This is a genomic window from Sphingomonas sp. 28-62-20 (genome assembly GCF_002281505.1).
The window spans coordinates 53,785-69,353 of sequence record NZ_NCGH01000015.1; the positions used below are offsets into that span (position 1 = coordinate 53,785).

Annotated in this window: 10 protein-coding genes; 3 read left to right on the plus strand and 7 right to left on the minus strand. The window is 63.1% G+C overall.

All coding sequences use genetic code 11. The features are described from left to right. Nucleotides 1-3: 3 nt before the first annotated feature. Both B7Y43_RS13505 and tsaD read right to left on the minus strand, forming a co-directional pair. Nucleotides 4-984 (minus strand): NAD(P)H-dependent glycerol-3-phosphate dehydrogenase, encoded by a 981-nt coding sequence (locus B7Y43_RS13505; RefSeq protein WP_374132180.1) that lies wholly within the window; start codon nt 982-984, stop codon nt 4-6. 10 nt (nt 985-994) lie between these two features. Further along, a complete protein-coding gene (gene tsaD / locus B7Y43_RS13510) occupies nt 995-2,029 on the minus strand; it encodes a tRNA (adenosine(37)-N6)-threonylcarbamoyltransferase complex transferase subunit TsaD (RefSeq protein WP_374132181.1) in 1,035 nt (344 codons plus the stop codon). A gap of 40 nt (nt 2,030-2,069) precedes the next feature. Here tsaD and hemC point away from each other — a divergent pair, with 40 nt between their 5' ends. The 3 genes from hemC to B7Y43_RS13525 are packed head-to-tail and all read left to right on the plus strand — an operon-like array spanning nt 2,070 to nt 4,667. After that, the gene (gene hemC / locus B7Y43_RS13515; protein ID WP_374132182.1) at nt 2,070-2,996 is read left to right on the plus strand and encodes a hydroxymethylbilane synthase; all 927 of its coding nucleotides are present in this window, start codon (nt 2,070-2,072) and stop codon (nt 2,994-2,996) included. Further along, a complete protein-coding gene (locus tag B7Y43_RS13520) occupies nt 2,993-3,673 on the plus strand; it encodes a uroporphyrinogen-III synthase (RefSeq protein WP_374132183.1) in 681 nt (226 codons plus the stop codon). Before hemC ends, B7Y43_RS13520 begins: the two co-directional genes overlap by 4 nt. 31 nt (nt 3,674-3,704) lie before the next feature. Then, nucleotides 3,705-4,667: a hypothetical protein gene (locus tag B7Y43_RS13525; RefSeq protein ID WP_374132184.1), complete on the plus strand. Its 963-nt coding sequence runs from the start codon at nt 3,705-3,707 to the stop codon at nt 4,665-4,667. A 241-nt stretch (nt 4,668-4,908) separates the two neighbouring features. On the opposite strand, the gene B7Y43_RS13530 is transcribed toward B7Y43_RS13525, so the two are convergent. The 5 genes from B7Y43_RS13530 to B7Y43_RS13550 all read right to left on the minus strand — a co-directional run. Next, a complete protein-coding gene (locus B7Y43_RS13530) occupies nt 4,909-6,639 on the minus strand; it encodes a ShlB/FhaC/HecB family hemolysin secretion/activation protein (protein ID WP_374132185.1) in 1,731 nt (576 codons plus the stop codon). 1 nt (nt 6,640) lies between these two features. After that, the gene (locus B7Y43_RS13535) at nt 6,641-8,587 is read right to left on the minus strand and encodes an adenylate/guanylate cyclase domain-containing protein (protein WP_374132186.1); all 1,947 of its coding nucleotides are present in this window, start codon (nt 8,585-8,587) and stop codon (nt 6,641-6,643) included. Further along, nucleotides 8,584-9,312: a hypothetical protein gene (locus tag B7Y43_RS13540; RefSeq protein ID WP_374132187.1), complete on the minus strand. Its 729-nt coding sequence runs from the start codon at nt 9,310-9,312 to the stop codon at nt 8,584-8,586. Before B7Y43_RS13540 ends, B7Y43_RS13535 begins: the two co-directional genes overlap by 4 nt. 2 nt (nt 9,313-9,314) lie before the next feature. Then, a complete protein-coding gene (locus tag B7Y43_RS13545; protein ID WP_374132188.1) occupies nt 9,315-12,335 on the minus strand; it encodes a CHAT domain-containing protein in 3,021 nt (1,006 codons plus the stop codon). Between the two features lie 50 nt (nt 12,336-12,385). Further along, on the minus strand, nt 12,386-15,569 hold a 3,184-nt coding region (locus B7Y43_RS13550), incomplete at its 5' end, for a beta strand repeat-containing protein (protein ID WP_374132189.1).

Below are 15,569 nucleotides of genomic sequence, written 5' to 3' on the forward strand. Positions count from 1 at the left end.
CGCCTAAGCCCGGTTCTCCACCCGAAGCGGCCGCGCCAGCAGCGCACCCACCACGTCGCGAACTGGCGCGCCGTCCAGCAGCGCGCAGACCGCATCAACCACGGGCATATCCACCCCCGCCGCCCGCGCCGCGGCCTGCAGGACGGGCGCGGTAAAGGCCCCTTCGGCCACGCTCAGCTTGCACGCGAGCAGATCGGTCGCCGCTTGCCCCTGCCCCAACCCGACGCCCAGCGAAAAATTGCGCGACGAAGTCGACGAACACGTCAGCACCAGATCGCCGAGCCCCGACAGCCCCGTCAGCGTTTCCGCCCGCGCCCCGCGTGCCAACCCAAAGCGCGTCATTTCCGCAAAGCCGCGCGCGATCAGCGCGGCGCGGGCGTTCTGGCCGAGCCCCGCCCCTTCCACCACCCCGCACGCAATCGCGAGCACGTTCTTCACCGCCCCACCAATCTCTGCGCCGATCACATCGCTGCTGAGATAGGGCCGCAGCGCCGGCCCCGCGAGCCGTTCTGCCAGTCGCGCGCCGAGTTGCGCATCGGCGCAGGCAAGCGTCACCGCGGTCGGCATGCCTGCTGCCACCTCATGCGCAAAGGTCGGGCCCGACAGCACCGCAATCGGCGCGCCCGGATGCACCTGCGCGGCGACCTCCCCGACCAGCAATTGCGTCCCCGCCTCAATCCCCTTGGCGCAGAGCACCAGCGGCGTGCGGCCAACTGCCGCCTCGGCCAGCACGGCGCGCACATGCTGGGCAGGCACGACCACCAGCAGCGCCTCGCACGCCGCCAATGCGCTGAGGCTGCCGGTGGCGCTGACGTCATGACTGAGGCGCACGCCGGGCAGAAACAGCGTATTTTCATGCACTTGATTGATTGCTGCTACAACGTCGGCCTCGCGTGCCCAGAGCAGGACGGGATCCCCGGCATGCGCCGCGACCTGCGCCAGCGCGGTGCCCCAGGCCCCGCCGCCGATAACCCCTATGCGCATGGGCCTATCCTCACGCCTTCACCCCGGCACCGCGCACCGTCTCGGCTGACGGATCAAGCGGCCAGCGCGGCCGGGCGGCGACATCAAGCGGGTCGGTCAGTCCGGCGGCAAAGCGCTCGGCCCCGGCCCAGCCGATCATCGCGGCGTTGTCAGTACATAGCCATAAGGGCGGTGCGACAAAGCGCAGGCCATGCGCCGTGGCCAAGGTCACCAGCGACCCGCGCACCGTCTGGTTGGCCGCCACCCCGCCTGCGACAACCAGCGCGCTGACCCCGTCGAGCCCGACCAATTGACGCCGCGTGCGATCGATCAGGCAATCAACAACCGCCTGTTGAAACGACGCGGCGATATCCTCGACCCGATATTTGCCGCTGTCCTGCGCGCGCACCACGGCGCTTTTCAGGCCGGCAAAGGAGAAATGCGGCTCGCTTGACCCAAGCAACGGGCGCGGGAGGGGCACCGCTTTGGCATCGCCGAGCAATGCCGCGCGCTCGACAGCGGGGCCACCGGGAAAGCCCAAGCCCAAAATCTTGGCGGTCTTGTCAAACGCCTCGCCCGCCGCATCGTCGATCGTCGTGGCCAGGCGGCGATAGGTGTTCACCCCTTCCACCAGCAGCAATTGGCAATGCCCGCCCGATACCAGCAGCAGCAAATAGGGAAATTCAAGGTCAGGATCGGACAGCCGCGGCGACAGTGCATGGCCTTCCAGATGATTGACCGCAATCAGCGGCTTGCCCGCGGCATGCGCCAGCGCCTTGCCCGTCACCAGCCCCACCATCACCCCGCCGATCAGCCCCGGTCCTGCGGTTGCCGCCACGGCGTCAACTTGCGCCAGGGTCACCCCGGCATCGGCCAGCGCCGCCTCCACCAGCGGCACCAATATTTCAACATGCGCACGCGCCGCAATTTCGGGGACCACCCCGCCATAGGGCCGGTGCGCCGCTTCCTGGCCCGCCAGCCGGTGCGCGCGGATCACGCGATCACTCGTCACCAATGCGGCGGCGGTTTCGTCGCAACTCGATTCAATACCCAGGATCAGCGCCATGGCTTCCCTCTAGCCGCAACCGGCGCTAGCACCAACGGTGATGACAATGCTTGCTCCCAAACTCCGTCTTGGCACGCGCGGTTCGCCGCTTGCCCTTACCCAGGCCCGCATGGTGCGCGATGCGCTGATGATCACGCATGGCCTTGCCGAAGCCGATGTCGAGATTGTCGTGATCAAGACGACAGGCGATCAGGTGCAGGATCGCGCACTGGCCGAGATTGGCGGCAAGGCCTTGTGGACCAAGGAATTGGACCGCGCGATCCTGGCTGGGGAGATTGATCTCGCGGTCCATTCCATGAAGGATGTCGAAACGATCCGGCCAGAGGGGATCGTGATCAGCGCGATGCTGCCGCGCGCTGATGTGCGTGATCGACTGATCGGGCCGGACAGCATCGATGCGCTGCCGCAAGGTGCCACCATCGGCACCAGCTCACCCCGGCGACAGGCGCAGCTGCTGCGGTTACGGCCCGATCTGAAGATCGTCCTGCTGCGCGGCAATGTTGATACCCGCCTCGCCAAGGTCGCCTCGGGCGAGATTGACGCGACCCTGCTCGCCGCCGCTGGCCTTGATCGGCTTGGTCGGCGCGATGTCGGAAACGGCATTGCGATTGACGTCATGCTGCCAGCGCCGGCGCAAGGCGCGGTCGGCATTGAAACGCGCGCGGCTGACGAAGCGACGACGGCGCTGATCAAGGCGATCAGCCACCACCCGACAATGGCCTGTGTGATGGCCGAACGCGCTTTGCTGCTGGCACTGAACGCCGATTGCCACTCGCCGCTGGCCGCGCTCGCGGAAATTGATGGCAAGCATCTCCACCTGCGCGCTGAACTTTTCGCCGCCGATGGCAGCGCGCATGTCATGGGCGAGGCACGCGGGATGACCGACGATCTTGGCTTTGCCGCGCAATTGGCAGCGGATTTGCTCGCGCGGGCACCCGCACCAGTGCGGGCATTGTTCGGCACGTGAGCCGCTTGGTCGCGGTGCTGCGGCCGGAACCTGGGAACAGTGCCACGATCGCCCGTGCCCAGGCACTTGGGCTGAAAACGCTCTCCCTGCCGCTGTTCGCGGTGGAGGCGCTGCCCTGGACGCTGCCTGATCCTGCGCGCTTTGATGCACTGATGCTGACCAGCGCCAATGCCCTGCGCTGGGCCGGGCCAGCGATCGACCAGCTGCGCGCGCTGCCGGTGGTCGCGGTCGGCAAGGCAACCGCTGCGGCCGCCCGCACGGCTGGTTTTGACGTCATGATTGTCGGCGATCGCGATGCCGCGGCCTTGCTGGCCGCTGCGGGAGCAGCGGGTCTGCGCTGCCTGCTCCATCTCGGCGGCGAGGAGTCGATGGTTTCGCCAGGCGGCGTGGTTGGCGAATCGATCCCGGTTTATGCCAGCATTGCTCTCCCCATCGCCCCACCGATGCTGGCTACGCTGGTCGATAGCATCGCGCTGGTGCATTCCCCCCGCGCTGGCGCGCGACTGGCGGCGCTGGTCGATACCGCCGGGTTGGCGCGCGACCGAATCATCATTGCCGCGCTGAGCGAAGCAGTGGCGACCGCAACCGGCACGGGGTGGCAGGCAATATCGACGGCGCCGCGTCCTTTGGATGAAAAGCTGCTGGAGACCGTGGCAGCGATTGCTCGTTCTGATTGACCGCGTGCGCGCACACGCGGATAAGGAAGCGATGAGCAGCGACAATCAATCAGCGAGCGCCGGGGCAGGACGTCCGACGATGCGGATGCTGCTGTGGTTCGCGGTGGTCGCTTTTGTGCTCGGCATTGGCGTGACGGCATTGTTTGTGCGTCAGTATCGCCAATGGCTGCCACGATCGGCGCAGATGATGTTCGATGGGGGCACGGACGGGGCCACTGGGTCCGCGCCGGCCAGCGGTGGTTCGGCGACGGGCACGGGCGAGACCGGCTTTGTACCCCCGCCCGAGGCAGGGGCCGCAGCGCGATCGATCGACAATGATATGCTGAATGCCCGGCAAGTCGCGATCGCCGCGCAGCTGGCGACGCTCGAAGCCCGAACCATCACGATCGATCAAGAATCGCGCGCCGCCGCCAGCAATTCGGGCCGAGCCGAAGCGTTGCTGATCGCCTTTGCCGCCCGGCGGGCAATTGATCGCGGGCTTGGGCTTGGTGAGATTGAGGGACCGCTCAAACGGCGCTTTCGCACGACCCAGGCGCGCGCTGTGGCAGTCGTGGTGGCGGCGGGGCGAGCACCCGTAACGCTGGAGGATTTACGGCTTTCGCTCGACACAATGGCCCCGGAATTAACCTCGGGCGTCGCGGTTGACGGGTGGGTGACGAGCTTCCAGCGCGAATTGGCCGGGCTGATTGTAATCCGGCATGAGGGCACCGCCTCGCCGCGCGCAACCGATCGGCTGGCGCGGGTCCGGCATTTGCTTGATGCAGGCAAGGTGGACGCAGCGCTAGCCGAAGTCGGGCGCTTGCCCGGTGCGCAAAAGGCCAAGACGTGGATGACGGCGGCGGGACGCTATGTCGAAACCCAGGCGGCACTTGATGCGATCGAAACCGAAGCCATTGTCGGGCAGCATCCCGATATGACGGGCACGCCTGCTCAACCAACTGCACCAGGCCAGACCGGCACCGAAACACGGGCAACAGCCGTCCTCACGCCGTAACCGCTCGACCTATCGATCCGATCAAAACACCCCGGTCGCCCCAATGGGCATCAGGGTTGATCCGTAATCGGGCGCGGAAATCGTTGCGCTTGGTGCCGACTTAGAGCGTAATGACGTTAGGTCGATTCAACCTCACACCCGTTCGGGCTGAGCGAAGTCGAAGCCCACACGCTCCGCATGCCCTTCGACTTCGCTCAGGGCGAACGGCGCATGGTTTGGTCCAATCCAAAGTCATCACACTCTAGAAAACGAAGCTTGTCGACACCAGGATTCGCGGGTTGGGGCGTTGGTCCACCCCACCCAGCGCGCGTCGCGCATAGGCGGCTTGGACATCGACACTCCCAAAAGGATGGCTAATCCTGATGCCACCACCAGCCGATTGGAGGCTTTGCGACGTGAGCGGGATCGCCCTGGTCGCCAGGCTCGTCGCGCGCGCGGCATCGACAAAGCCATAGATCTGGGCTGATTTGATCACGACATTGCTGACCGGCAAATCATAACGCAGTTCGGCAAGGCCGCCATAGCCCCGGTCGCCCGTGATCGCTGCCGGATCGAAGCCACGGCCAAGGCCCGAACCGCCAAAGGAAACGAGCTCGCCCGACAGCAGTTTCGAATTGCTGTATTGCCCCTGGAAATTCAACTGCGCGCTAAACCCGCCGGGCAATGGCTGGGTGCGCTGGATCGAATAGACCAACCGCGTGAAGGACGGGTCGAAATTTGGCGTGGACGGGGAGGGTGCCGCGCTGTTTAACCCACCCAATATCTGTAAGCCCTGGAAAACGCTGGCATTAATTGTCGTGGCGCCGTTGAGGAATCCATTTTGCTGCACCGACAGGCCAACATCGAGCACCGTGGTCCGGTCCCGGATCAGCGGCACGCCAAGGATATCGGTATCCGATCGATTAACCGACAAGCCCGTTTCGCCAAACAGCGAAAAGGCACGGCTGCGGATGAAAGGGTATCTGGCCCGCGCGCTGACCGAAATCAGGTTGTTGACGATATTGAGCGGGCGGACGGATCCACCCGGCTGCGCCTTGGCGGCGAGAATACCAACGCTGGCCAGTAACCCGCTCTTGCCAATGGCCACGGTGTAGCGACCGCTGACCGACTGCACGGCTTGCAGATCACGGCCACCGGCATTGATGCCCAGGTTGAGCGAACCGGGCAGATCGAACGGGCGGTTGAAGGTAGCGTTGACCCCATAGGACCAGGGTCCCAGGATGCGCGAGGAGCCGTTATTGACCGCGATCTGGAAGGTATCGGGCCGCTCTTCGAGCGTCACGATCAGGCTGGAGCCGCCCAGCGTCGCCCCTTGCCGCAGCACACTGGTCCCGCCAATGCCAGGGATATCGTTGAGCAGCAGCAGCCGGCGCTCGAGCGATGGCAGATCAATCGGCTTACGCTTCAGCAGCGGTTCCAGCGCAGCCTTGACGGTGCGCTGGGTTCCTGCATCCAGGCCCTCCACCGTGATATCCTCGATAAACCCTTCGATCACGGTGACCTTGATGACACCATTGTTGATCGGTTGGGGCGCGATGAACACGCGGGTGAGAAAATATCCCTTTTCGCGGTACAGTGATTCAAGCTTGGTCGCAGCCAGGCGGACCGCGCCAAGCCCGGTGCGCTTGCCTTTGAGCTCGGCAAAAAAGCCGTTGATGATTTCCGGCGGAAATGCCGTTGCCCCATCGACGACGACATCGCGCAGCAGGAACTGCACGCCGTCGATCGATTTGGGGACCGCGGATTTGTCTGGCGACTGAATGCGCAGTTCAAATTTCGGCGTGGCGACCGGGGGCAGCGTGAGGCGTTCGCGCGAAATTTCGCCCTGGCTTGGCTGGACGACCTGCGGCACCGGGGGCGGGACCTGTGCATAGGCCCCGCTTGTGGTCAGCACGGTGCCCCCCACCGTGATGGCACCCAGCCCGACCGAACGGAGGTGGCGGTACCGATTGACCGGTTGGGCAATGATCACGTCATTTATCCTCAAGCACGATCAGCGTGGACGTCGCCCCGGCGTCAATCCGGCGACAATGATAGGCAATGATCGGATCTGATGGATATTGCGTTGCCAGCGCCCGGAAGGAGTCGATGCCCTTCGGATTCTCGGCCTTCAGCAATTCATAAGCGGCCATGTAATCTTCTGTCACATTGGTCGCTGCATCAGCCTCTGACACGGGCGAGAACAGACCAACCGGCTTGGTCTTGCCCTTCAGCACAACATCACCGATCGGACGGAACCGCAGATTGGGACATTCAGCGACCGATTCTTCGGTCACGCAGATGCGCGTGCCGAAATATTTGTTCACGCCTTCAGTCCGCGCCGCCGTGTTGACAGTATCGCCCAGCGCCGTGAAGTCCATGCGCGACGACGACCCGAAATTGCCGACCGTGGCAACGCCGGTATGGATCCCGATCCGCGTCACGCCGATCGGAATCCCGGCAGCATTCTGCTTCTTCTTGAAGTCTTCGGCATAGACATCAAGCTCCAGCGCGCATTTCACCGCCCGCTCGGCATGGTCCGGCTGGGAGATGGGGGCGTTGAAGATCGCCATGATGGCATCGCCGATGAACTTATCGATCGTGCCCTGATATTTCAGGATGATCGAACAGGCACCGTCGAGATAGGCGTTCAGCACCTCCGAAAGGGCTTCGGAGGTTAGCCCTTCGGACAGGGTCGTGAAGCTGGCGATATCCGTGAAGATAAAGGTCACCTCACGGCGATCGCCCTTGATGCTGAGCGCGCTCGGGTCATCGACCAGCTGGCTGACAACCGCTGGCGATACATAGCGCGAAAAGGCGCCCTGGATGAACTGGCGTTGCTTGCGTTCGGCACGACCAATGGCAACGTCCATCAACCACAAGGCCAGCAGCAGTGCGAGCGTTGGCGCGAGCAGCGGGACCAGCGGCAAGCCATTGCTATAGCCGAAGAAGGACCCGACCCAGTAAAGCAGGATGAAGATGCCGCCGACCGTGAAGCTGAATGCCGCGCCGCGCTTCAGCAAGCCGAGGCCGACCCCGACCAGCGCGAACAACACTGTGATGGCGATGTCACCGGCAAGGTTGAAGCGCTGCAGCGAGCGTCCTTCCATCACTTGCGAGATGCCGTGCGCCATCACCGTGATTCCCGGCATGTTGCCATCGTCGCCATCATCAAGGACAGCGAGCGGCGTACGGTGGCGATCCGTGATCGACAGAATGGCGCCGATCAGCACGATCTTGCCCTTGAACCATTCGTCGGGAAGGAAGGCGACGGTGTGCGAGGGATAGACCGCAAAGGCAGGCGTTTCGGCATCGGGATGCGGGCGCCACGCGATTTCGGGCGCGGTATTGGGGGTATTGATGCCAATCAGCTTAACCGCCTTGCGCACAAAGCCAAGCGGCATGCCGGGATTGGTTTGGCCTGGAAAAATCCACCGCACGCTGTCGTTGGTCGGGTCTTTCAGCAGGTTCGCGCCGGCGCGAAGCCGTTCGGGGACAAAATCATTCAGATAGGCGAGCTGATCTTCATTCACGATGTTCGACGAATTCGAATAGCTGATGAACAGTGGCACCTTCGCTTCGCGGATCGTCTTTTTGAGCAATTCGTCTTTGGCGGGCTCAGTCGCTTGGTCGAACAAAACGTCGACGCCGACCGCGCGCGCGCCCTTGGCTTCAAGCGTCTTGATCAAATTCGCCAGGAATTCCCGATCAACCGGGGAGCGATACGCAAATTGCGATACCGTCTCCTCGGTTAACCCGGCGATCACGATGTCCTTGGACTGCGGCATCGGCGCTGACTGGCCCGCGACGCGAAGGTCACGGCTGGTGGTTTCCAACTCTGACAGGAACGTCAGATATTGCACCGCCAGCGTCGCCATGATGGCCGCTAGGGCGGCAACGATGATTGCCGCCCTATAGTCCTTTAGTTGTTTAGCGTTCATTTGGAGACGACTTGACCCTGGCTGACGACCTTCAACAGCGCATCAGCCTGCTGGATGCAGCCCTTTTCGAGCATCCACGATGCCAGAATCAGGTCATTTTCCAGATCATTCGGCACAATGTTGATGCTGACCGGAAATTCCTGATCGTTCAGACGCATGACGAAAATGGTCTGCGCGTCAAAGGATGAAAGCTCGGGAACGGCCATCATGGTTTCGCCGACATTCCATTCAAAATCGGCAATCCACGACCGATCAACCGGCGTGACCGAGAATTTCTGCGAATGGGCACCATCTGGACGCCACCAGATCGGCTTGCCGCCGGCCTTGAGGCAACGCTCGCCTGGACGCGAGATATCGATCAGCCAGGGGTTAGGCAGCGCGGCAGCATCGGTTGCGCCGCGGACCACACCGACAGAGCTGGTGCGGGCGTTGCGGGTGTTGATCAGCGCTGCCAGTGCCCGGCCTGGATCGGATGCAGCAGGCGCCGCGCCCAGCGGCAGGCCAGTGAACTTGCCACGCAAGGTGATCGACTTACCGTCAGGACCGATAACGGTAACCCGCTCGCCTTCCTTCAGCGTAATCGGCTTGGTGCTGTCGATCTTCTGCCCGGCCTTCAGGCTAGGCGTGCGGGAATCGATGACGATGAGCGTCGACGCGCTCGCGGCAACGGAGCTCAAGCCAAGTACCAACGCCAACGCGGTCTTTGAAAAAGTCGAGATTCTCATAATTACCTCCCTGCAATTAATGGTGTGCTCAGCGGTGGCAAACCCATGCCATCGCCGATAACGACAAACGCTGCCCAGAAAAACGGATGGGCGGTGGCTTCCTTTGCGAACAGGCCGTTCTGGGCCTGCCTTAGTGCTACGCCTACGCTACCACCATTGCTTTCGCGTAACGAAGTGAACAACCCTGACATTAACTCAGCCGTCGCTGCCGATGGCACCTGCCAATGGGTAACCAGCATGTTCCGCGCGCCGGCGTGAAAAAATGCTTCGGCCAGCCCCGATAGCGCATCACCACCACCAAAGCGGCCATCGCTGGCGGCCGTGTTGCAGGCGGATAGAACAACCAGATCAGCATTCAACCGCAGACTGGCAATTTCGCTCGATTCAAGCAGGCCGTCGAGCGATGTTTCGGTTTGTTGTGCCCCGGGCGGCGGCGAGAGAACGAGCCCCGGCTCTGCCTGGCAGCGCAATTCGCCAGGAAGCAGACCATGGGTTGCGAAATACAACACATGATAGTCATCGAGTGCCTGTTTACGGAGATTGGCCTCGGTAGCGTTACCGCCCAGATAAAGGCTATCGGTGGCGGCGCCGAGCGAGGCGGCAACCACATTCAGCTCGCGCGCCGTATCAGGCAGCGGCTCCAGCGCCCGGAGCAGCCCGGCCGGCATCGGCCCGCCTTGCCGACAATTATTGGCAAGTGCTGCAAAGGGGGACACCTCGCCCGCCTTGGCGACATGGCCAACCAGTGCTGGATTACCAAAAGCGAGCAACGCCTGGCGCGGCGCCGGCCGGGATTGGGTGCGACGCAAGGCAGTGAACGCTTGCAATGACGGCGTGTAGGAAATTGTTTTGGTCCGGACCAGCCAATTGGCTTTGGCATAGCCCGCATCGCCGGGTGGCGTTGCGACCAGCAAGCTAAACGGCAGATTGCTGAGCGGCCCTGCCGGGACGACGATCAGTTGATCAACGGTCGCAAGCTGATCTTTCAACCCACCGAGCAGCAAATCATGCAGTTGATTGGCTTCTTCCAGGTTGAATTCGTTGATTGCCCCGCCCTGAATCTCCAGTGCGCGCCGGATGGAGGTTACCGCGCTGCGGAGTTCCTCCGCGCCCACCGGCACGCGCGCGACAACCACGCCGTCGCGGGTGACCAGCTGCGAAAATGAAAGCTCACGGCCAATCAGGAAAGACAGCACGCCTTCGCCCGGGCGCAGCGAAGCCCGAAGCTGATCGAGATTGACCGCCGGGGGCGTCGCAAACTTATCATAATCAGGATATTTGGTCGCCAGCGTTGCCCGGGTGGTGATGATTGCCGCAAGATCGCTGGCAATCTGCGCCTTCAAGGCCGCTTCAGTTTCGCTGCTGCGTTCGCCATCTGACAGCGATTGCTGGTGGGATAGCTTTACGCGGGCGAAATCGGCATCGCGCTGTGCATCCTGCAATTGGCTGATCAACTTGCCGATTTCAGGATCCTTGGTCGAAAGCCGCGCTGCCGCCTGTGCAATCGTCTTGTCGACCAGCGGCGACTGCACCAGCTGGAACGCATCAAATGCTTCGGCATACAGGCCACGCTTCTGGACCGGATCGGTCAATGTTTCGCCAACATCGACGATCGATGCGGCAAACGGGATCAGCATTTGCGATGTAAAGATGCCGCTGGTTGTCGGCAGCGTGCGCGCAAGCTTGAAAATCTCGCGATAGGTAATGATCGCCGAGGTGCTGACGCTTTCGCTTTGATAGGCGCGGGCAAGCGCGGCCATAGCGCGGATAGTTGGCGCACCATCCCCAAAAATCTGGCGACGAAGCGCGATCGCGGCATTGAAATAGGTTTCAGCCGCTGACAAGCGCCCTTGGCCAATGCTGACCTCGCCCAGCACGACAAGCGTATCAGCCTTCCACCAGCGTGGCAGCTTGCCCGACTTGTTCAGAATCTGGAGCGCCTCGGATGCGGCCGCATAGGCTTGAATCAAATTGTCCGACCGCAGTTCCATCAGCGCCTGAACATTCAGGGCATTGGCCAGTTCGCCCTGTTCGATGCTGACAACGGCATCGCCCTTATCGATGGGCGACGCAGCCGGGCCCCCTGCCTGCTCCTCGCGCTCTTCGGCAAGCTTGCGCCATGCTTCGGCGGCATCGCGCGACAGGGGCAGCGCCTGCTTATAGTCAGCGGCATTGGCGGCATTCATGGCGAGATAGGTGGCAAGCCGCGCGCGCCGGACCGGATCAGTCGACTTTTGCAGCAAGGGTGATGCGCGGCGGAACAGCCCTGTTGCTTCCTCCGCGCGACCCTGATTACCCACATTCAGCGCCAGATCGAGCAAGGTGGCCGCGACCAGCTGGTCATTGGCCTTCAGCGTATCGGTCTCAAGTTCAAGTGCCTCACGAAAAGCAACCTCAGCGTCCCCGAACCGGCCAATGCTGTTGGCGGTCCGGCCCGCGCGGATCAACTCGGTCAGCCGGGCGCGATCGCTTGCACTGCTTAGCGCAATGGCGCGACCCCAGATTTGGTTGATCAGGGTGCGCTGATCAGCGGCAGGATCGCCTGCCTTTGGCGATTTCAGGACGGTAAACAGCGCCGGCAAGGCTGCAGGCGTCGCATCGGCGATGGTAAACAAATTGGGATCGATCCGCACCAGCACGAGCTGTGGCCATTCGCCCTCGCGCAAGGCGCAGGGAATGGCCATCAACGGTGCGCCACCCGTGACGCCGCCGCTGATCCAGGTGGGGGCCTTGCACGTCATGCGGCGGAGCAGGCCCGTATAGATGACGCTCTGCAGAAAACGCTTTTCGATATCGGCGCGGCTGGCCTGATCATCGCCAGGGACGACAACGCCAGCCACCTGCGTTTCGATCACCGACCCTTCATTATTCTGTGCGCAAGTCAGCAATCGCGGTGGCGCTAGGCCTGGTTCGCCGGCGACCCCTTTGCTCACCTTGGTTGTGCAGGGCTCACCATTCAGCGTCTTGCCGACTGCTGTCGTAGTATCGGCGACCGGACCGGCTGCCGCGACTGGGCGCGGCATCAGGATCGCCATGGCCAGGATCAGGGGGGCAATGTGTTTCAAGCGTGACATTAGATAAAATTACCTGATCCTGAGAAACCATCGTCCAAACCGGGGACGTCGTCAGTCCGCGGCGGCAGCTGCCGTTGCGACGACAACAATCCGCCCGCAACGGGCGTAGAAACGACCGATTGCGCCACAGCATTAGTCGGTACCGATTCAGGCGCTGGTGCATTAACCGATGCCAGCACGGGATCGCCCGCGTCAGCCGCGTCCTTGGGCGTCGGTGGTTTCTCCGTTGGCACGGGCGACGGCGGCGACGATTGGACCGGTGCTGGCGCTGGGGCACCGCCCGATGCTGGCGCGGCACCGCCACCACCCGAAGCTGGGACATCTGCTGCCGGGGCAGGCGCAGGCGCTGGGGCCGGCGCGGGTGCCGGGGCCGGTGCAGGAGCTGGCGCCGGTGCCGGTGCTGGTGCTGGTGCCGCGGTCGGTGGCGGCGGCGGCGGCGGTGGCACAACCGTGACAGTAGCGACGATCGCGGTCACCTGGGCGGCGGTCGATTGCGTGGTCAGCACCCCGATCGGACCGGAAACCGGCCCGACGGGCAGCGAATAGTTGCTCAGTAGCGTTCCGGCATTCGCATCGAAATTGGGGTTGGCCAGCACCGCCGTAACCGTCAGGTTGGTCCCGGCGAGGGCCGTTGCATATTCAGCCACGGTCTGGTTAACGCGCGCGCCTTCGCCAGCAACAAAGCCCGACAGGCTGAAATTCTCGGGCGCTATTACGGCGGCGGTCGATCCATTGGCAACACGGCTAACCGTGCCAATCAGCGATGCGGTGATCGCTCGTGTATCAATCCGGCCAATCGCACCGCTCACCGTGCTGCTGACGCTGTAATTGCCGGCATCGGTGCCGATGGGTGTCAGCCCAGTGACCGTGACAATCTTGCCGGTCCCGGCGTTTCTGTTGTCATATACGCCGGCGGTTGGCGCGTTGGTCGAAACAGTGTCGCCCGTAATCGCGCCGCTGAGCGCATAATTATTGGTGGCCAGCGTCGCTGTTGTGGTGCCATCAAAGGTCTTGGCGGCGGTGCCCGTCAGCGCGACCGTCAGCGCCTTTTGGTCGATCCGGCCAACGGCAGCGCTGGTGCTGGTATTGACGATGTAATTGCTCGAATCCACGCCGGAAAGCGCCAAGCCGTTCACCGTTACGGTCTTGTTGCTACCGGCATTGCGGGTGTCGAACAGCCCGGTCGTCGGATTGTTGAGCAGCACCGTTTCACCGCTGATGATGCCGCTGACGGTATAGTTGTTCGCCGCCAAGGTCGCGGTCGTGGTGCCATCATAGGTTTTGCTGACGCTGCCGATGAGCGACGCGACCAGCGCCTTGGGATTGATCTGCCCAATCGCGGCACTTGCGCTGGTATTGATGGTGTAATTGGCAGCGTCGGCGCCCGAAATGGCCAGGCCGTTGACGGTCACCGTTTTCGCCGTGCCGACGTTACGATTATCATACGCACCCGTGACGGGGTTGTTGAGAACGACGTCGTCAGTGGTGACCACATTATTGACCGGGCCGCTAACAATGCCGCTGACGACATAGTTGCTCGCCGCCAAGGTCGCGGTCGTGGTGCCATCATAGGTTTTGGTAACGCCGCCCACCAAAGTCGCGGTCAATGCCTTTGGCGTGACAGTGAGCACACCATTCACAAAGTTGAAGCTATAGCCCAGCAGCCCGGTTAGCGATCCAAGGCCGATCGTGGTCGTGTAATTGCCGACCCGCGCGCGCATCGCGTCACCAAGCGAGGCGAAAGCGGGCGTGCCCGCCAGAACGTCCTGGGTAAAGACATTGCCAAACAACCCCGCATCCACAATCCCGGATACAGAGAATGGCCGGGTCGAGCGGGCATCCAGTGTATCGCCATAAACCTTGCTCGCGGCCAAAGCGGTAACGGTCACGGTCGGGCTGGTGGCGAACAGGTAGCGGTTACCGGCCAGCGCAACCGATCCGGGCGGCGTGCTGGTGAAATTGACGCCATAGGCCGCCTGATTGCCGCTGACCAAGCCGCCAAAGCTATTGGTCTGCGGTGCCTGCGAATAAATCAGCCAGCGCGCGCCATTGCTGGTGGTAATCGCACCCGCGCCCGCCTGATTGATGAAATCGGTCCCCGCAGCAAGAGTCAGCCCGGCCGAAGCGGCAAGGCTACCCGTGCTGGCGATCGTCACCGCACCAGGCGTTGTGAGCTGCGATGTGCCGCCGACGGAGACGGCACCCGCCACGGTCAAGCCTGCGCCGGGAGAAGCGGCATTGACGCTCAACCCGCCAGTCGTTGTGACAGCATTCACCGTTGTCGAGGAACCGGTATTGCGAAGATCAATGCTGGCCGCATTGCCCGTGCTGCCGGTCGTCAGCGTCGTCAGCACATTGTTCGCGCTACCCAGCGCAAACGTCCCGCCACCAGTCAGGGTAAGGCCACCCGTCGTGAACGCCGCCGCCTGCGTGACCGCGCCCGCCGAGGAGAGCGTCAACGCATTGCCGTTGGTGGTCACGCCAGCGTTCAGCGCAAGACCGCCGGTGCCCGCTGTCAGCGACGTCGCGCCGCCGGTCGATACCGAGCCCGCAACGCTAAGGGTAGATCCAGTCGCGAGTGCGTTGACCGTCAGCGCGCCGGTGGTGGTGACCGCGCCCAGCGTACTCGTCGCGCGGTTGTTGGTCAGGCTCAGTGTGCCGGTGCTCGCGGTGACGCTGCCAATGCTGTTGGCGTTGTTGAGCGTATAGCTGGTGCCGCCCTGGAGATCAGCCGAGGCTGCGCTCAGTATGCCGGTCTGGGTGACAACGCCTGCCGCCCCGGTGTTGAACGCGAACGCGCCGGTCGTGGTGACCGTCCCGAAGCTGGTTGCCGCCGCTGCGTTGAACAGGTTGATCGAGCCGGTGTTCGCATCAAGCGTGGTGAAGCTGTTGCCCGTATTGGCCAGCGTATACGCGCCGCCCGTGCCGTTGAGCGTCAGTGCGGTCGCCGACAAGGCCGCAGTCTGCGAGATGGCGCCCGTTGTCGAGAGCGTCAGCGCACCCGTCGTGGTGACCGCGCCCAGCGTACTCGTCGCGCGGTTGTTGGTCAGGCTCAGTGTGCCGGTGCTCGCGGTGACGCTGCCGATGCTGTTGGCGCCGGTCAGCGTATAGCTGGTGCCGCCCTGGAAGTCCGCCGAGGCTGCGGTCAGCACGCCGGTCTGGGTGACAACGCCTGCCGCCCCG